This is a genomic window from Streptomyces sp. NPDC090445 (assembly GCF_044769385.1).
Classification (GTDB): Bacteria; Actinomycetota; Actinomycetes; order Streptomycetales; family Streptomycetaceae; genus Streptomyces.
This window is the reverse complement of sequence record NZ_JBIVXV010000012.1, coordinates 1-19,799: the sequence shown is the minus strand read 5'-3', so window position 1 is coordinate 19,799 and position 19,799 is coordinate 1. Positions and strand designations below refer to the sequence as shown.

Sequence of the window (19,799 nt, the reverse complement as noted above, 5' to 3'; positions counted from 1 at the left end):
CAGTGAACGGCCAGCAGACAGCGGGATCCGACCCCTACTTCCCGGACAACGGCGATCCCCGCTACCGCGTGCACCGGTACGAACTCGCCGTGGAGTACCGTCCCGGCCCCAACCGGCTCGCCGGAACGGCCCGGCTCAGCGCGATCGCCGGGCGGGCGCCGCTCACCGAGTTCCACCTCAACCTGGCCGATTTCCGGCTCGGCCGGGTGCTCGTCGACGGCCGGGTCCCGCACTACACCCACCGCGGCGGCAGGCTGCGGATCCGCCCGGCCAAGCCGCTGCACGCCGGGTCCGCGTTCACCGTGGAGGTGCACTGGTCGGGCAACCCCAGGCCGGTGCGCAGCCCCTGGGGCGGCATCGGCTGGGAGGAGCTGACCGACGGCGCGCTGGTGGCCAGCCAGCCGGTCGGCGCGCCCTCCTGGTACCCGTGCAACGACCGGCCCGCCGACAAGGCCGCGTACCAGATCTCGGTCAACACGCCGTCCGCGTACACGGTGGTGGCCGGCGGCCGGCTCCTCACCCGCACCACCCGGGCCAGCACCACCACCTGGGTGTACGAGCAGCCCGCGCCGACCTCCAGCTACCTGGTCGGCCTGGCCATCGGCACGTACCAGATGGTGCTGCTCGGCGACCTCGGCCTCGGCGGTGTCCCGCAGACCGCGCACGTGCCGCCGCACCTGTTGTCGCGGTTCTCCCGGGACTTCGCCCGGCAGCCCGCGATGATGCGGCTGTTCGAGGACCTGTTCGGCCCGTACCCCTTCGGTGAGTACACGGTCGTCATCGCCGACGAGGAACTGGACGTCCCCGTGGAGGCCCAGGGCCTCTCCCTGTTCGGCACCAACCACGTGGACGGCGTACGGGGTTCGGAGCGCCTCGTCGCCCACGAGCTCGCGCACCAGTGGTTCGGCAACAGCGTGACCATCGCCGACTGGCGGCACATCTGGCTCAACGAGGGCCTCGCGAAGTACGCCGAATGGCTCTGGTCCGAGCACTCCGGCGGCCGCACCGCCCACGCGCTGGCGGCCGCGGCACACCGGCTGCTCACCTCGAAGCCGCAGGACCTGCGGCTGGCCGACCCGGGCCGGAAGCTGATGTTCGACGACCGGCTGTACGAGCGCGGCGGGCTCGCCGTCCACGCGGTCCGCTGCGCCCTGGGCGACGCCGCGTTCTTCCCCATGCTGCGCGACTGGGCGGCCGTGCACCGCCACGGCGTGGTCACCACCGCCGCGTTCACCGGCCATGTCGCCCGGCATGCGGCCCGCCCGGTGGACGAACTGCTCGCGGCCTGGCTGTTCGAGCCGGCCCTCCCGCCGTTCCCCGCGGCGCCGCCCGCGCCGGCGGCACCGGCTCCCCCGCGCAAAGGGAAGCGCTAATACCGGACAGGTGGCCGAAACTCGCTCCTGTGGCGCGGGGCTGCCCGTATGACCTCGGACATCCGGCCGGAAAATACTCCGTACGCCAGGCGGGGAAGGTGCATTTCCGGCCGCCGTAGGGGTCCGATCTAGGGGTACTGGCGGCATTGCCGCTCTGCTAGACATGGATCAACGGAACGCGTGTGCGGAAGCAGCGAAAATGCACGGATCGCGTGATCGAACGTGCGTGCTGCGTCCGGACCGGAAAAACGGAGTTTCATCCCCTTGACCGACATGCAGAATGCCGACGGCTGGATCCGCCGCTATCACGCCGCGGACCACAGTCCGATCCGCCTGATCTGCCTGCCGCACGCCGGCGGATCTGCCTCTTTCTACTTCCCCGTCTCCCAGGCGCTCTCCCCTGCGGCGGACGTCCTGTCCGTGCAGTACCCCGGACGGCAGGACCGCCGGCACGAGCCCGGGTTCACCGACATCGGCGCCTACGCCGACGCCCTGACCAGCGCCCTTCTGCCCTGGCTGGACCGGCCGACGGCACTGTTCGGCCACAGCATGGGCGCGATCCTCGCCTTCGAGGTCACCCGCCGCCTGGAGCGCGACCACGGCATCACCCCCGTGCGCATCTTCGCCTCGGGCCGCCGCTCGCCGTCGAGTTTCCGCCACGAAACCGTTCACCTGCGCGATGACGACGGCATCGTGGCCGAAATGCGGGAACTCAGCGGAACCGACGCCGCGATTCTCGGCAACGAGGAGATCCTCCGCATGGTGCTCCCCGCCATTCGGAGCGACTACACCGCCATCGAGAACTACCGCGCCGCCGCCGGCGACACGGTGAAGGCCCCGATTACCGTACTGACCGGCGAGTCCGACCCCCGGACCAGCCGCGAGGAAGCGGACGCCTGGGAAGGCCACACCCTCGGCGGATTCGACATCCACCGTTTCCCCGGAGGCCACTTCTACCTCGCCCAGCAACAGGCGCAGATCCTGAAGATCATTTCAGCGGAACTCGCGGCGGCCACCCGGAAGGGATGAGCCGCAACCCGGGGCCCGGCCGCATGACCGACGGCCGCCCCGGGCGCACGGACGAGGCGGGTCCACAGCCGGGCCGGACGGTCCTCCGCACCGGAAGACACGAGCCACGGCCGCACCCGCCCCGTACCCGCCCCGCCGACCCGGCGGGCCACGAGGAGGCGCGACGCAGTGCAGTGCAGGACAGGTACACACAGTCCGGGGGAAAGGGACGTGCAGGTGGCAAGGCTCGTCGAGCGCGACAAGCAGTGGGAGACGCTGAACGACCTGCTCGGCAGCGCCCGGCGGGGCCGCGGACGCGTCGCGGTGATCAGCGGGCCCATCGCCGCCGGAAAGACGGCCCTGCTGGAGGATTTCACCGAACAGGCCATCGCCGAAGGCACGCTGGTCCTGGAAGCCGCCGGCTCCCGGCCGGAGCGGCACGTCCCCTTCGGCATCCTGCGCCGCATCCTCGACAGCGCCGCACCGCTGGACCCCGCCGTCCACGCCGAGGCCACCGCCCTGCTCGACGCCGTGGCCGCCCCGACCGGCGACGCCGCCGACACCACCGGCGGCGTCGAGGCCGGCATGCGCGTCCTGCCGCACGTCTGCGCCCTCCTCCTGCGGATCGCCCGGGACCGCACCGTCGTCATCGCCGTCGACGACGTCCACCACGGCGACGAACTCTCCCGCGCCTTCCTGCTGTGCCTGGCACGGCGGGTCAGGCAGGCCGGCGTCCTGATCGTCCTCACCGAGGCCGTACGCCTGCTCCCCGCCCAGCTCGCCTTCCACGCCGAACTGCGGCGCCAGCCCAACTGCACCAGCATCCGGCTGCCCCTGCTCAGCACCGCCGGCACCACCCGCATCCTCGCCGGCCACTTCGCCACCGCCGCCGCCCAGCGGCTGTCCGCCGACTGCCACGAGACGACCGGCGGCAACCCGATCCTCGTCAACGCCCTGTTGGAGGACGGCCTGACGGCCCTCGGCGACAGCGAACCCTTCCAGCCGCTCGCCCCCGCCGAGAACTTCGAGCGCGCCGTGCTGGACTGCCTCCACCGCGGCGACGCCGAGATCCCGGCCGTCGCCCGCGGTATCGCCGTCCTCGGCGGCGCCCACCCGCCCGCCCTGCTCAGCCGCATCACCGACGTCCACATCAAGGCCGTCGAACTGGCCGTACAGGACCTGGACCGCTGCGGGATCCTCGGCGGCGGCGCCTTCCGCACGGCCGCGACCCGCGCAGCCGTCCTCGCGGCGACCCCGCCCGGGGAACTCTCCGCCCTCCACCGGCGCGCCGCACGGCTGCTGCACCAGGACGGCGCCCCCGCCCTCGACGTCGCCCGCCACCTCCTCGCCACCCGCACACCGGCGGACGACTGGGCCATCCCCGTCCTGCAGGAGGCCGCCGAGTACGCCCTCGTCGAGGACGACCCCGAACTCGCCCTGCGCTGCGGGGAACTCGCCGTCGACTCCTGCCCCGACGGCCCCCGGCGCACCGCCCTGAAGTCCCGCCTCGTGAGCATCGTCTGGCGCAGCAGCCCCGTCGCCGCCGAAGGCCATCTGCGGCAGCTGTCCCGCGAGTTCTGCGCGGGCCGCCTCACCGACCGCGACCTCCTCCACGCCGTGAGCTGCCTGGGCTGGATGGGGGAGGCCCGGCAGGCCGGCGAGGAGGTACGCCGCCTCCAGGCCGCCGCCGAGGAGGCACGGGACGCCGGACAGGCCTTCGCGTACGATCCCGAGACCCTCGCCGCCGCCCGGAGCTGGCTCTCCGTGGTCAGCCCCCCGGTCCTCGACGCGTTCCCCACCACCGGCCTCCAGGGCGCCACCCGGCCCGGAGCCCCGCGCCCCCCGGCCGCCCGCACCCCCGCCCCGTACGACATGCCCGACGACGCCCACCTCCCGGCCGTCGAGGCCCTGCGGACCGCCCTGCGCGGCGGCCAGGGCGAAGCGGCCGTCGCCGAGGCCACCCGCGTCCTCCAGCGCTACCACCTCAGCGACCGCACCCTCATCCCCCTTGTCCTCGCCGTGCTGGCCCTCGTCTACGCCGGCCGCCTCGACCTCGCCCTCACCTGGACCGACCGCCTCCTCGGCGAGTGCTCCGCCCGCAACGCCCCGACCTGGCAGGCGGTCCTCGGCGCGGTCCGGGCCGAGGCCGTCCTCCGGCAGGGCGACCTGCCGGGCGCGGCAGCCCAGGCCCGCCAGGCCATGTCCCTGATATCCGTGCAGTGCTGGGGCGTGGGCATCGCCCTGCCGCTGGCCGTCCTCATCGAGGCCGAGACCCAGATGGGCAACATCGAGGAGGCCATGAACCTGCTCGAACAGCCGGTGCCCGAGACCATGCTGGAGACCCAGATCGGGCTGCACTACCTCCGCGCCCGGGGCCGCTGCCACCTCGCGACCGGCCGCTACCACGCCGCCCTGCGCGACTTCCTCACCTGCGGCGAACTCATGCAGAGCTGGGGCATGGACGCCGTGGAACTCGTCCCCTGGCGGCTGGACGCCGCCGAGGCCTGGCTGGCCCTCGGCAACGTGCCGCGCGCCCGGGAGTTCGCCGAGCAGCAGAAGCAGCGCGAGGCGGGCGCCGCCGGCACCCGGACCCGCGGAGCCCTGCTGTTCGCCCTCGCCCGCACCAGCGGCGACCTCACGTACCGCCTCAAGAGGCTCACCGAGGCCGTCGAAACCCTGGAACAGGGCGAGGACCGCATCCAGCTGGCCCGCGCCCTGGGCGAGCTGGGCAGCGGCTACCGCACGGCCGGGGACTTCAACCGGGCCCGGATGCTCGTCCGCAAGGCCTGGCACGTCGCGAAGTCCTGCGGGGCACAGCCGCTGTGCCAGGAGTTCACACCCGGGCAGGGCGACGGCGAGCCCGTCACCGCGGGCCGGGAGGCGGCGGATCCGCTCCGCGAGACCGAGGTGCTGTCCGAGGCGGAGGCACGGGTCGCGCTCCTCGCGGCGCGCGGCCACACCAACCGCGAGATCGCCGGCAAGCTGTACGTCACCGTCTCCACCGTCGAGCAGCACCTGACCCGGATCTACCGCAAGCTCCAGGTCAAACGGCGCCGGGACCTGCCCGCCCGGCTCTGGGACCTGAGCCTGCCCGGCATCGCCTGAGCCGCGGCCGGATGCACGTACCCCCCCACAGACCGACCGGCGCACCCTCACGAGGCGGAGGGGCGGTCCCCCTTCACCGCCCCTCCGCCTCGCCCCTCCGGTCCGCGCCCTCCGTGCGTCCGCCGCGCCCTTCCGCGTCCGCCGTCGCCCACTGCCCCGCGCGCCCCCACCTGCGGCCTTGAGGGGCAGGTAGGGGATGTGGGCGGACACCGCCGGAACCTACGATCGGGGAGGACAGGCGCGCCCGTCGGGCGTCGAGGCCCCGCAGGTGTCCGAACACCGCGGCCCCACGGACGGGGCGAGGGAGCCGCATGCATCGAGTCATCGGGAAGCGCCGCGAAGACCGAGGAGCATCGCATGTGCGGCATCGCCGGCTGGATCGCCTACGAACGGGATCTGGCCCAGGAGACCACCACCCTGGACGACATGGTCCGGACGCTGACGGAACGGGGGCCCGACGCCGGAGGCAGCTGGATCGACGGCCCCGCCGCCCTCGGCCACCGCCGGCTCGCCATCATCGACCTGGAGGGCGGCGTCCAGCCGATGGAGGCCGCCACCCCGGCCGGCCGCGTCGCCCTCACCTACAGCGGCGAGGTCTACAACTTCCGGGAGCTCCGCGAGGAGCTGCGCGGCCGCGGCCACCGCTTCCGCACCTCCAGCGACACCGAGGTCGTCCTCCACGCCTACCTGGAGTGGGGCGAGGCGATGGCGTCCCGCCTCAACGGCATGTACGCCTTCGCCGTCTGGGACGGCCGCACGCAGAAGCTGGTCATGGTCCGCGACCGGATGGGCGTCAAGCCGCTCTTCTACCACCGCACCGCGGACGGCGTGCTGTTCGCCTCCGAACCCAAGGCGATCTTCGCCAACCCGCTGGCCAAGCCCGTGGTGAGCGCCCGCGGCCTGCGCGAGTTCATCGCCTTCAACCGGCCGCCCGGCGAGACCATCTGGGAGGACGTCGTCGAGGTGGTGCCCGGCACCGTCGTCACCGTCGACCGCGAGGGCGTCCGCAGCCACACCTACTGGCGGCTGGAGAGCCGCGAGCACACCGACGACCTCGACACCACGGTCGAGCGGATCCGCGAGCTCCTCGACGACACCGTCGCCCGGCAGCTCGTCGCCGACGTGCCCACCTGCGTCCTGCTGTCCGGCGGCCTCGACTCCAGCGCCATCACCGGCCTCGCCGCCGCACACCGGGCCGCGGAGGGGCTGCCCCTGCACACCTTCGCCGTCGACTTCACCGGTGAGTCCGACACCTTCGTACCGACCGGCGTGCACGGCAGCCGCGACGCCGACTTCGCCACCGCCATGGCCCGCCACGCCGGCTCCGCACACACCGACATCGTGCTCGACCCGACCTCCCTCGCCGACCCCGAGGTACGCCGCCGGGTCGTCATCGCCCGGGACAGCCCCGCCGGCCTCGGCGACATGGACGTCTCCCTGTACCTGCTCTTCCGGGCCATCCGCGAGCGGTCCACCGTCGCCCTGTCCGGCGAGGCCGCCGACGAGGTCTTCGGCGGCTACGGATGGCTGCACAACCCCACCGTCCAGGAAGGGGACACCTTCCCCTGGATCACCGCCGGCATGATCGGCGCCACCCCCAACACCCAGCCCGCCGAGATGTACAACCTCGACACGCTGATCGCCCTCAACCCGCTGGAGGCCCTCGCCGACCACTACGCGACCGCCGTCGCCGAGGTCGGCCGCATCGACTCCGAGAGCCCCCACGAGCACCGCATGCGCGTGTCCTCGTACCTGCACCTCACCCGCTTCCTGCGGATGATGCTGGACCGTAAGGACCGCATGAGCATGGCCGTGGGCCTGGAGGTCCGCGTGCCCTTCTGCGACCACCGCCTCGTCGAGTACGTCTACAACACGCCCTGGTCGATGAAGACGTACGACGGCCGGGAGAAGAGCCTGCTGCGCGGCGCGACCGCGAGCCTGCTGCCGCAGTCCGTGATCGAGCGGGTCAAGAGCCCCTACCCGGTCGTCCAGGACTGGCGTTACGCCGAAGCCCTCCAGCAGCACGCCAAGCAGCTCGTCGGCGAGGACGGCCCCGTCTTCCAGATCGTCAGCCGGGACTGGCTCGCCGAGTCCGCGAAGGCCGCGCCCGAAACCCTCACCGCGGCCGCCCGCAACGGCCTGGAACGGGCCCTGGACACCGCGATCTGGCTCGACGCCTACCGGCCCGAGATCCGCATGTAGCAGCCGCCCGCGGCGGCAGGCACGGCACGGGCCGGCGGGGGAAGATCCCCGCCGGCCCGCGCCGTTTCAGCTCCGGCAGCCCCCCGCTCAGCGGCCGGCCAGCTCCTCCAGCCGCGCCACGAGCGACACCGGGGTCGGCATCGCCTCGATCTCGGCCCGCACCTCCCGCGCCACCACGGCCATCTTCTCGTCCGTGATCAGGCGCGTCAGCAGCTCCGCGTCCAGGTCCTCCGCCGAACGGCTCAGGCCCAGGCCCCGGTCCTGCACGCACTGGGCGTTGATCCCGCGGTCCGCCCCGTCGGGCAGCACCAGCTGCGGAACGCCGGCGTTGAGCGCGGCCAGCATCGTCCCGGCACCGCCGTGGTGCACGGCCGCGTCACAGGTCTCCAGCAGCTTCGCCAGCGGCACCCAGCCCACGACCCGCACGTTCTCCGGCAGTTCGCCGAGCCCGTCCGTCTCCACCTCGCCCAGTGCGAGCACGAACTCCGCGTCCACCTGCGGGGCGGCGGCCACCAGCCGCTGGACCGGGCCCAGACCGTTCACGTGCACCGTCGCCGTACCCAGCGTCACACCGATCCGCGGCCGGCCGGACCGCTCTTCCAACAGCCAATCGGGAAGCACCGCACCGCTGTTGTACGGGACCGGCCGCATCAGCCAGCCGTCCACCTCCGGCTCCACCATGGTGGGCGGCGCGATGTCGATCGTCGGCACCCGGTCCGGGACCCCCGCCACCCCGTGCCGCCATCGTGTCCGACATCAACGCCACGGTCAGCTGGCGCAGCGGAGTAGCCCGCACACAACCGAAGTTGTGCTGCACCGCCGGCACCCCGAGACGGGCCGCCGCGATCAGACCGGCCACGAAGATCTGCTCGTACACGATCAGGTCGGGCCGGAACGCGTCCGCGGTCCGCACGATGCCGTCGGCGAGGGCGTCGTTGAGCCGGGCGAACATTCTCAGCCCGTCCATCGGGTCGATCTCACCCGGCTGCCGCAGCCGGGCTATCAGCTCCCCGCACTCCGTCTGGAGGAACTCCTCCAGGTGGAAACCGGGGGACACGTCGGCCACGTGAAGACCGGCGTTCGCCGCCTCCAACGCGTCACCCGAGCTGGCGACCAGCACGTCGTGACCGGCGGAACGCAACGCCCAGGCCAGCGGAATCGTCGGGAACAGATGCCCGACGGCTGGATAAGTGACGAACAGAACGCGCATGAGAACGAATTCCTCTCGGTTGGGGTGAACGGACGGAGCCGGGAATTCCCCCGGCGGCGGATGCGACGGAAGGCCGGGTCGATCTCCGGTCATTCCGGTGGCGAGAACCTTCCGAATTCTTGCCATCGCCCTGCTGAGGCGGCATCATGGGTCAGTCTCGCCCGCAGAGTCAAGGCGTATTGCGCCGTTCTCCGGCTAGGGGTCCGTAGGGGGATTGTTAGGGGTTTCTGCCGCCCCTCTCCCGTGTCAGGGTCTCCCCAGTATTGGAGTTCTCTGTACGGAGTGGTGGAGCGCGCGATGTCGAACGAGTCCCAGGATTTCGCACCCGAGATCGGCGGCTCCTCCGAGGCCGACGGGACTCCGCCCGGAGCCGGAGCCGGAGCCGGAGCCGCCGGAGCCGAGGCCGCCCAGGGCGGGACCGAGGCCGCCCCGCACGGAACCGGCAGCACCGACAGCGCCGACAGCCCGGAGGCGGCACAGGCACAGTGGCGCGAGCGCCTGGCCGGCCTGACCGAGGGCGAACAGCGCAGGGCACTGCTCGAATGGGTCTCCTCCCTGGTCACCGCCACCCTGCGGGACGCCGCACCCGCCGCCCTCGACCCGGACCGCTCGTTCCTCGACCTCGGTTTCGACTCGCTCGCCGCCGTCGACCTGCACGCCCGGCTCGTCGCCGGAACCGGCCTGCGCCTTCCCGTCACCCTTGCCTTCGACCACCCCACCCCCGCCCACCTCGCCGACCGCGTCCACGCCCTCCTCCTGGGCCGGACCGTCCCCGCCGAGGCACCCGTCACCCGCGCCTTCAACAGCGACGAACCGATCGCCATCGTCGGAATGGGCTGCCGATTCCCCGGCGACGTGCATTCCCCCGAGGAACTCTGGGACCTCGTCGCCGCCGGCACCGACGCCATATCGGAATTCCCCACCGGGCGCGGCTGGAACCTCGACTCGCTGTACGACCCCGACCCCGACCGGTCCGGCACCACCTACACCCGCGAGGGCGGATTCCTCCACGACGCCGACCAGTTCGACGCGGCATTCTTCGGGATTTCCCCCCGCGAGGCCCTGGCGATGGACCCGCAGCAGCGCATCCTGCTGGAAACATCCTGGGAGGCATTCGACCGGGCCGGCCTCGACCCCGCCGGACTCCGCGGCGGCCAGGTCGGCGTATTCGTCGGCGCCGAAACCCAGGAGTACGGCCCCCGGCTCGAGGACGCCGCCGACGGCTTCGAGGGCTACCTCGTCACCGGCAACGCCGCGAGCGTCGCCTCCGGCCGCATCGCCTACACCTTCGGCTTCGAAGGCCCCACCGTCACCGTCGACACCGCCTGCTCCTCCTCGCTCGCCGCCCTGCACCTCGCCGTCCAGGCCCTCCGCAACGGCGAATGCTCCCTGGCACTCGCCGGCGGCGCCGCCGTCATGGCGAGCCCCGGCTCGTTCCTCTCCTTCAGCCGCCAGCGCGGCCTCGCCGCCGACGGCCGCTGCAAGCCCTTCGCCGCCGCCGCCGACGGCACCGCCTGGGGCGAAGGCGTCGGCATGCTCCTCGTCGAGCGCCTCTCCGACGCCCGCGCCAACGGCCACCACGTCCTGGCCCTCGTCCGCGGCACCGCCCTCAACCAGGACGGCGCCAGCAACGGCCTCACCGCACCCAGCGGCCCCGCCCAGCAGCGCGTCATCCGCCAGGCCCTGGCCAACGCGGGCCTGTCGGCCGCCGACGTGGACGCCGTCGAGGCACACGGCACGGGCACCCGGCTCGGCGACCCCATCGAGGCCCAGGCCCTGCTCGCCACGTACGGCCAGGACCGCCCGGCGGAGCGGCCGCTGTGGCTGGGCTCCCTGAAGTCCAACATCGGACACACCCAGGCCGCCGCCGGCGTCGCCGGCGTCATCAAAATGGTCATGGCCATGCGGCACGGAGTCCTGCCGCAGACCCTCCACGTCGACGCACCCACCCCGCACGTCGACTGGGAAGCCGGCGCCGTCTCCCTCCTGACCGACGCCGTCGACTGGCCGACGGCCGACGCCCCGCGCCGGGCGGGCATCTCCTCCTTCGGCATGAGCGGCACCAACGCCCACGCCATCATCGAGGAACCGCCGTCCGAGGAGCCCGCGGACGACGACACCACGGACCGGCCGACCGGGCAGGCACCCGCCGCGGCTCCCGGCCACACCACCGCACCGCTGCCCTGGGCCCTGTCCGCCAAGACCCCCGAAGCCCTCCGCGCCGCCGCCCGACGCCTCGGCGACTGGCTCGACACCCGCCCGGACGCCACCCCGCACGACATCGGCCACTCCCTCGCCGCCACCCGCCGCCGCTTCGAACACCGCGCCGTCGTCCTCGGCGACGACCGCACCGCCCTCCGGCAGGCCCTGAACGCCCTCGCCGACGGCACCGACACCCCCGCCGCCGTCCACGGCGAACCCGGCGCGGGACGCACCGCCGTCCTGTTCACCGGCCAGGGAAGCCAGCGCCTCGGCATGGGCCGCGAACTGTACGACGCCCACCCCGTGTTCGCCGACGCCCTCGACGACGCCTGCTGGTACCTCGACGAGCAGCTCGAACACCCGCTGCTCGACGTCCTCTTCGCCGACGAGGACACCCCCGAGGCCGCCCTCCTCCACCGGACCGCCTACACCCAGCCCGCGCTGTTCGCCGTCGAGGTGGCCCTGTACCGGCTCGTCGAGTCCTGGGGCCTCCGCCCGGCCTTCGTCGCCGGCCACTCCGTCGGCGAGATCGCCGCCGCCCACGTGGCCGGAGTCCTCTCCCTCGAAGACGCGTGCGCGCTCGTCGCCGCCCGCGGCCGTCTGATGCAGGCCCTGCCCACCGGCGGGGCCATGATCGCGGTGCAGGCGTCGGAGGACGAGGTCCTGCCGCTGATCGGCGCCGGCAAGGGCGAGGGCACCGGCACCGGCGGGGGCGACCGGGTGAGCATCGCCGCCGTCAACGGCCCGCAGTCGGTCGTCGTCGCCGGCGACGAGGACGCGGTGCTCGCCATTGCCGCGGCCTTCGAGGCACAGGGCCGCAAGACCAAGCGGCTCACCGTCAGCCACGCCTTCCACTCGCCGCACATGGACGGGATGCTGGAGGACTTCCGCCGACTGGCCCAGGTCCTGAACTACCGCACCCCCACCCTGCCCGTCGTCTCCCTCCTCACCGGCACCACCGCCACCGCAGCCGAACTCACCGACCCCGAGCACTGGGTCCGGCACGTCCGCGATGCCGTCCGCTTCCTCGACGGCGTACGCACCCTCCACGCGCGCGGCGCCGACTCCTTCCTGGAACTCGGCCCCGACCCCGTCCTCACGGCCATGGCACAGGACTGCCTCGCCACCGCCACCGCCGCCGACCCGCAGGACACGGCGACCGCGACCCCGCCCCCCGCCTTCGCCGCCGCCCTGCGCGCCGGCCGCCCCGAGACCACCACCCTCCTCGACGCCGTCGCCCGCATGTTCGTCCGCGGCACGGACGTGGACTGGGCCGCCTGCTACGCCGGTACGGGCGCGGAGCGCGTGGAGCTGCCGACGTACCCGTTCCAGCGGCAGCGCTACTGGATGGACGCGCGCACCCCCGCCACCGCTGCGGCCACCGCCCCCGACCACGGGACGGCTCCGGCCGACAGCGCCTTCTGGGACGCGGTCGAACACCAGGACGTGGCCGCGCTCGCCGCCGCCCTCGAACTGGACGCGGACGGCGAACAGCCGCTGAGCGAGGTCGTCCCCGCCCTCTCGGCGTGGCGCCGCCGCATCCGGACCCAGTCCGAGGTGGACGGCTGGCGCTACCGCGTGTCCTGGAAGCCGCTGGCCGATGTCACCACCGGCGGTGTCCGGCTTTCGGGGACGTGGCTCGTCGTGACGCCCGGCGCGGACGTGGACGACGCGGCTGTGGCGGGTGCGCTGGCCGCGCGCGGTGCCCAGGTGCGCCGGGTCGTGGTCGCGGCGGGCACGGAGCGGGCCTTCCTGGCCGGGCTGCTGTCGGAGGCCGGCGCCGTGGCCGGTGTGGTGTCGCTCCTCGCGCTGGACGACGCCGTCGGTGTCGTTCCGACTGCTGTTCTCGTGCAGGCGCTCGGTGACGCGGGGGTGGAGGCGCCGCTGTGGTGCCTGACCCGGGGTGCGGTGAGCGTGGGCCGCTCGGACCGCCTCGTCTCGGCGGTGCAGGCCCAGGTGTGGGGTCTGGGCCGGGTGGCCGCGCTGGAGGTGCCTGCGCGTTGGGGCGGTCTGGTGGACCTGCCCGAGGTGTGCGACGAGCGGGCCGCGGGCCGGCTGGTCGGGGTTCTGGCCGGTGGTGCGGCCGGCGAGGACCAGGTCGCGGTCCGGTCCTCGGGTGTCTTCGGGCGTCGGCTGGTCCGGGCCGCAGCCGGGAAGGGCGACCAGCCGTGGTCGCCGTCGGGCACGGTCCTCGTGACCGGCGGTACCGGTGCTCTGGGCGGCCGGGTGGCGCGTTGGCTGGCCGGTGCGGGTGCCGGGCGGCTGGTGCTGACCAGCCGCCGGGGCGCTGACGCTCCGGGCGTGGACGGGCTGGTGGCCGAGCTGTCGGAGCTGGGTGTGGAGGTGTCGGTGGTGGCGTGCGACGCCGCCGACCGTGACGCCCTGCGGACCCTCCTCGCGGCCGAGGCCGAGAACCTGACGGCCGTCGTGCACACCGCGGGCGTCCTCGACGACGGCGTCCTGGACGCCCTGACCCCCGAGCGTTTCGAGAGCGTCCTGCGGGCGAAGGCAGCTTCGGCGCTCCACCTGCACGAGCTGACCGCCGAGCTCGGCATCGAGCTCTCCGCGTTCGTGCTGTTCTCCTCCATGACCGGCACCATCGGTGCGGCCGGGCAGGCCAACTACGCCGCCGCCAACGCCTGCCTCGATGCCCTGGCCGAGCAGCGGCGTGCCGTCGGGCTGGCCGCGACCTCTCTCGCATGGGGTCCGTGGGCGGAGAGCGGCATGGCCGCCGACGAGGCGATGGACGCCCGGATGCGGCGCGAAGGCGTGCCGCCCATGGCCCCCGATGCGGCCATCGCGGCGCTCGCGCAGGCCGTCGGAGCGGGCGAGGCCGCCCTCACCGTCGCGGACATCGCCTGGGACCGCTACTCCTCCGTCGTGGCAGCCGTCCGCCCCAACCCGTCGGTCGCCGAGTTCGTCACCGGAGCGCCGGCGGGCGACACCCCGGCCCCCGGCCACGGGACCGTCGTCACGGGCGCCGATGTCGCGGGCGCCGCCTTCGCGAAGCTGGCCGGGCTGCCCCGGGCCGAGCAGGAGCGGGAGCTGATCGGCCTCGTCCGCACGCACGTCGCCGCCGTCCTCGGACACGACGGCGCGGACGCGGTGGGCGCGGACCGTGCCTTCAAGGACCTCGGCTTCGACTCGCTGGCCGCCGTCGACCTGCGCAACCGCCTCGGCGCCGCCACCGCGCTGCGGCTCCCCACCACGCTCGTCTACGACCACCCGACCTCGGCCGCCCTCGCCGAGTACCTGCGCGGGGAACTGGTCGGCAGCGAGGAGTCCGCGGACACCGCCCTGCCGGTCGCCGTCGCGGCCGACGAGGACCCGATCGCCGTCGTCGCGATGAGCTGCCGCTTCCCCGGCGGGGTGCGTACCCCCGAGGAACTCTGGCGCCTGCTGGCCCAGGGCGCGGACGCGGTCGCCGCGTTCCCCGCCGACCGCGGCTGGGACCTGGACCGCCTCTACAGCGCCGACCCGGACCGGCCCGGAACCTCGTACACCCGCGAGGGCGGATTCCTCTACGACGTCGCGGACTTCGACGCCGACTTCTTCGGTATCTCGCCGCGCGAGGCCCTCGCCATGGACCCGCAGCAGCGTCTGCTGCTGGAGACCTCCTGGGAGGCGTTCGAGCGCGCCGGCATCGACCCGGCCGCGCTGAAGGGCAGCCGGGCCGGCGTGTTCGTCGGCACCAACGGCCAGGACTACCTCTCCCTCGTCACGGGCGACGCCGACGGCCTCGAAGGCCACGTCGCCACCGGCAACGCGGCGAGCGTCGTCTCCGGCCGCCTGTCGTACGTCTTCGGCCTCGAAGGCCCCGCGATCACCGTCGACACGGCCTGCTCGTCGTCGCTGGTCGCCCTGCACCTGGCCGTTCAGGCGCTGCGCCAGGGCGAGTGCACCATGGCCCTCGCCGGCGGCGTGACCGTGATGTCCACCCCCGACGCCTTCATCGACTTCAGCCGTCAGCGGGGGCTGGCGGAGGATGGCCGTATCAAGGCGTTCGCGGCTGCGGCGGACGGCACCGGGTGGGGTGAGGGTGTCGGCATGCTGCTCGTGGAGCGGCTGTCCGATGCCCGTCGGAACGGGCACCCGGTGTTGGCGGTGGTGCGTGGTTCGGCGATCAACCAGGACGGTGCGAGCAACGGTCTGACCGCCCCGAACGGTCCTTCGCAGCAGCGCGTCATCCGTCAGGCGCTGGCGAGTGCGGGTCTGTCGGCCGCTGACGTGGACGCGGTGGAGGCGCACGGTACGGGTACGCGGCTGGGTGACCCGATCGAGGCGCAGGCGCTGCTGGCCACGTACGGCCAGGAGCGGGCGGCCGACCGTCCGCTGCTGCTGGGCTCGGTGAAGTCGAACATCGGGCACACACAGGCCGCGGCCGGTGTGGCCGGTGTGATCAAGATGGTCCTCGCCATGCAGCACGGGCTGCTGCCCCGGACCCTGCACGTGGACGCGCCGACCCCGCACGTCGACTGGTCGGCCGGCGATGTGGAACTGCTGACCGAAGCCGTGGACTGGCCGCAGACCGGCCGCCCGCGCCGCGCCGGCGTCTCCTCGTTCGGCCTGAGCGGCACCAACGCCCACACGATCATCGAGCAGGCACCGGACACCGAGCCGCCCATCGACACCGGCGCGCACCCGGCGCACCGCCCCGGCGCCGCCCGTGTCCTCCCGTACCTCCTCTCCGGCAAGACCAAGGAAGCCCTCCAGGCGCAGGCGGCAGCCCTGGCCGCACACCTCGACGCCACCGCGGACGCGGTCGACGTGGCCCACTCCCTCGCCGCGAGCCGCGCCCACCTCGACCACCGCGCCGCCGCCGTCCTGACCGCCGGGAACGGCGAAGACCTGCAGGACGTCCTGGCCCGGCTCGCCGCAGGCGAGACCGCGCCCCGGACGGTGACGGGCTCGGCCGGTGACGGCCGCACCGCCTTCCTGTTCACCGGGCAGGGCAGCCAGCGCCTCGGCATGGGCCAGGAGCTCTACGACACCCACCCCGCGTTCGCGGACGCGCTGGACGCGGTCTGCGCCCACCTGGATGCCGTCCTCGACAGGCCGCTGAAGGACGTCCTGTTCGGTGCCGATGCGGCGGTGCTGGACCGGACGGAGTACACCCAGCCTGCCCTGTTCGCGGTCGAGGTGGCGCTGTTCCGGCTCGTCGAGTCGTGGGGTGTGCGGCCGGACTTCGTGGCCGGTCACTCCATCGGTGAGATCGCCGCCGCGCATGTGGCGGGTGTGCTGTCGCTGGACGACGCGTGTGCGCTGGTGGCGGCTCGTGGCCGGCTGATGCAGGCGCTCCCGGCCGGCGGCGTGATGATCGCGGTGCAGGCGTCGGAGGATGAGGTTCTGCCGCTGATCGGCGAGGGCGACCGGGTGAGCATCGCCGCGATCAACGGCCCGCAGTCGGTCGTCATCGCCGGTGACGAGGACGCGGCCGCCGCCATCGCCGAGACCGTCCAGGCCCAGGGCCGGAAGACCAAGCAGCTGACGGTCAGCCACGCGTTCCACTCGCCGCACATGGACGGCATGCTGGACGACTTCCGCGAGGTCGTGGCGGGGCTGGCGTTCGCGGCCCCCGCCATCCCGATCGTGTCGTGCCTGACGGGTGCCGTCGTCACCGACGAGATGAGCTCGGCCGAGTTCTGGGTCCGGCACGTCCGTGAGGCCGTGCGCTTCCTGGACGGCGTCCGCACGCTCGAAGCCGCCGGTGTGACCGCGTACATCGAGCTCGGCCCGGACGGGACCCTGTCCGCACTGGCCCAGGACTGCCTGACGGGCACGGCCGACGTCGCCTTCGCGCCCGCTCTCCGCGCGGCGCGGGCCGAGGCGGAGACCGCGGTCACCGCTGTGGCTCAGGCCTTCGTACGGGGTGCGGAGGTGGACTGGACAGCCCTCTTCGCCGGTACGCATGCCCGGCGGGTGGCGCTGCCGACGTACGCCTTCCAGCGGCAGCGGTTCTGGCCGGAGACGGCCCCGTCGGGCGACAGCACGGCCCCTGTCCGGGCCGCTGACGCGGTCGACGACCGGTTCTGGGACGCGGTCGAGCGCGGCGATCTGGCCGCCCTCCTGCCGGAGCTGGAGGTGGACGACGAGGCGAGCTTCGGCGCGTTCGTTCCCGCCCTGGCGGCCTGGCGCCGACAGAACCAGGAGCAGGCACAGGCCGACGGCTGGCGCTACCGGGTGCAGTGGAAGCCGCTGACGGCGGCCGTGTCGTCCGGGCTGCCGGGCGGCGAGTGGATCGTCGTCGTCCCCGAGGCCTGCGAGGGAGATGCCCTGATCGACTCCTTGGCGGGCGCACTGGCCGGGCGTGGCGCCGAGGTCCGCCGGGTCGTGGTCGCGGCGGGTACGGGCCGTGCTGCGCTGGCCGGGCTGCTGTCCGGTGCGGGGTCCGCTGCGGGTGTCGTTTCCCTGCTCGCCCTGGACGAGGCTGCGGGTGTGGTTCCGACTGCTGTTCTCGTGCAGGCGCTCGGTGACGCGGGGGTGGAGGCGCCGCTGTGGTGCCTGACCCGGGGTGCGGTGTCCGTCGGTCGTTCGGACCGCCTCGTCTCGGCGGTGCAGGCCCAGGTGTGGGGTCTGGGCCGGGTGGCCGCGCTGGAGGTGCCTGCGCGTTGGGGTGGTCTGGTGGACCTGCCCGAGGTGTGCGACGAGCGGGCCGCGGGCCGGCTGGTCGGGGTTCTGGCCGGTGGTTCGGCCGGTGAGGACCAGGTCGCGGTCCGGTCCTCGGGTGTCTTCGGGCGTCGGCTCGTCCGGGCGGCCCGCGGTGAGGGTGCCCCGTCCTGGTCGCCGTCCGGCACGGCTCTGGTGACCGGCGGTACCGGCGCGCTGGGCGGCCGGGTGGCGCGTTGGCTGGCCGGTGCGGGTGCCGGGCGGCTGGTGCTGACCAGCCGCCGGGGCGCTGACGCTCCGGGGGCCGCCGAGCTGGTGGCCGAGCTGTCGGAGCTGGGTGTGGAGGTGTCGGTGGTGGCGTGCGACGCCGCCGACCGTGACGCCCTGCGGACCCTCCTCGCGGCCGAGGCCGAGAACCTCACCGCTGTCGTGCACACCGCCGGCGTCCTCGACGACGGCGTGATCGACACCCTGACCCCCGAGCGCTTCGAAGGTGTCCTGCGGGCGAAGGCGGTGTCGGCGTCCAACCTGCACGAGCTGACCGCCGAACTCGGCGTCGAACTGTCGGCGTTCGTGCTGTTCTCCTCCATGACCGGCACCATCGGTGCGGCCGGGCAGGCCAACTACGCCGCCGCCAACGCCTACCTGGACGCGCTCGCCGAGCAGCGCCGGGCCGCGGGCCTGGCCGCGACGTCGATCGCGTGGGGCCCGTGGGCCGAGGGCGGCATGGCCGCCGACGAGGCCCTCGAAGCCCGGATGCGCCGGGACGGCGTGCCCCCGATGAAGGCGCAGTCGGCGATCCGCGCCCTCCGCCAGGCCGTCGGCATGGCCGACGACGCCGCCCTGACGGTGGCCGACATCGAATGGGACCGGTACCTCGCCGGCCACACCGCCGTACGCCGCACCGAACTGTTCAGCGAGCTCGGCGAGGCACGCGCGACCCGCGCGGAGACCGAAGCCCGCACCGGCCGGACCGCCGCGCACACCGACAGCCCGGCCACCCTCTCCGGACGGCTCGCCACGCTCGCGCCCGCCGAGCAGGAGCGGGAACTGCTGGACCTCGTCCGCACGCACGTCGCCGCCGTCCTCGGACACGGCACCGCGGACGCGGTGGGTGCCGAGCGCGCCTTCAAGGAGCTCGGGTTCGACTCGCTGACGGCCGTCGAGCTGCGCAACCGCCTCGGCGCCGCCACCGCACTGCGGCTCCCCGTCACCCTCATCTACGACTACCCGACGTCCGCCGCGCTGGCCGACCACCTCCGCGAGGAACTCGTCGGCAGCGTCCCCGTCTCCGGCACCCTCCTGCCCGCCGCCGCGGCCGTCGACGGCGACCCGATCGCCATCGTCGCGATGAGCTGCCGCTTCCCCGGCGGCGTCCGCACCCCCGAGGAGCTGTGGCAGCTGCTCACCGACGGCACGGACGCGGTCGCCGCGTTCCCCGCCGACCGCGGCTGGGACCTGGACCGCCTCTACAGCCCCGACCCGGACCGGCCCGGAACCTCGTACACCCGCGAGGGCGGCTTCGTCACCGGGGCAGGGGACTTCGACGCCGACTTCTTCGGGATCTCGCCGCGCGAGGCCCTCGCCATGGACCCGCAGCAGCGTCTGCTGCTGGAGACCTCCTGGGAGGCGTTCGAGCGGGCCGGCATCGACCCGACCAGCCTGCGCGGAAGCCGCGCCGGTGTGTTCGTCGGCACCAACGGCCAGGACTACCTCTCCCTCATCACCCGCGAGCAGGACGGCCTGGAAGGCCACATCGGCACCGGCAACGCCGGCAGCGTCATGTCCGGCCGCGTCTCGTACGTCTTCGGGCTGGAGGGCCCGGCGGTCACCGTCGACACGGCGTGCTCGTCGTCGCTGGTCGCCCTGCACTGGGCCATCCAGGCTCTGCGCAACGGCGAGTGCGAGATGGCCCTCGCCGGCGGTGTCACCGTCATGTCGACACCCGAGAACTTCATCGACTTCAGCCGTCAGCGGGGGCTGGCGGAGGATGGCCGGATCAAGGCGTTCGCGGCTGCGGCGGACGGCACCGGGTGGGGTGAGGGTGTCGGCATGCTGCTCGTGGAGCGGCTGTCCGATGCCCGTCGGAACGG

The 19,799-nt window shown here is 73.7% G+C and carries 6 protein-coding genes and 1 pseudogene; 5 read left to right on the top strand and 2 right to left on the bottom strand.

What is annotated here, in order from left to right; translation table 11 throughout:
- The first annotated feature begins 2 nt into the window (after positions 1-2).
- The 4 genes from ACIQUT_RS22675 to asnB all read left to right on the top strand — a co-directional run bounded on the left by ACIQUT_RS22675 (position 3) and on the right by asnB (position 7,688).
- Positions 3-1,373 (top strand): M1 family metallopeptidase, encoded by a 1,371-nt coding sequence (locus ACIQUT_RS22675; RefSeq protein ID WP_403565085.1) that lies wholly within the window; start codon positions 3-5, stop codon positions 1,371-1,373.
- Positions 1,374-1,646: 273 nt separating this feature from the next.
- Positions 1,647-2,402 (top strand): thioesterase II family protein, encoded by a 756-nt coding sequence (locus ACIQUT_RS22670; RefSeq protein ID WP_403565349.1) that lies wholly within the window; start codon positions 1,647-1,649, stop codon positions 2,400-2,402.
- 210 nt (positions 2,403-2,612) lie between these two features.
- Positions 2,613-5,486 carry an AAA family ATPase gene (locus ACIQUT_RS22665; protein WP_403565084.1) on the top strand — a complete coding sequence of 958 codons (2,874 nt, stop codon included), beginning with the start codon at positions 2,613-2,615 and terminating at the stop codon, positions 5,484-5,486.
- A 357-nt stretch (positions 5,487-5,843) separates the two neighbouring features.
- A complete protein-coding gene (asnB, locus tag ACIQUT_RS22660) occupies positions 5,844-7,688 on the top strand; it encodes an asparagine synthase (glutamine-hydrolyzing) (RefSeq protein ID WP_403565083.1) in 1,845 nt (614 codons plus the stop codon).
- A gap of 87 nt (positions 7,689-7,775) precedes the next feature.
- On the opposite strand, the gene ACIQUT_RS22655 is transcribed toward asnB, so the two are convergent.
- Together ACIQUT_RS22655 and ACIQUT_RS22650 are read right to left on the bottom strand one after the other, a co-directional pair.
- Positions 7,776-8,399, bottom strand: coding sequence for a nucleotide disphospho-sugar-binding domain-containing protein (locus ACIQUT_RS22655; RefSeq protein ID WP_403565081.1), 624 nt, complete (start codon positions 8,397-8,399; stop codon positions 7,776-7,778).
- Positions 8,400-8,475: 76 nt separating this feature from the next.
- A pseudogene (locus tag ACIQUT_RS22650) lies at positions 8,476-8,898 on the bottom strand (hypothetical protein); the annotation flags it as partial.
- 297 nt (positions 8,899-9,195) lie between these two features.
- On the opposite strand from ACIQUT_RS22650, the gene ACIQUT_RS22645 reads away from it, so the two are divergent.
- On the top strand, positions 9,196-19,799 hold a 10,604-nt coding region (locus tag ACIQUT_RS22645), incomplete at its 3' end, for a type I polyketide synthase (protein ID WP_403565079.1).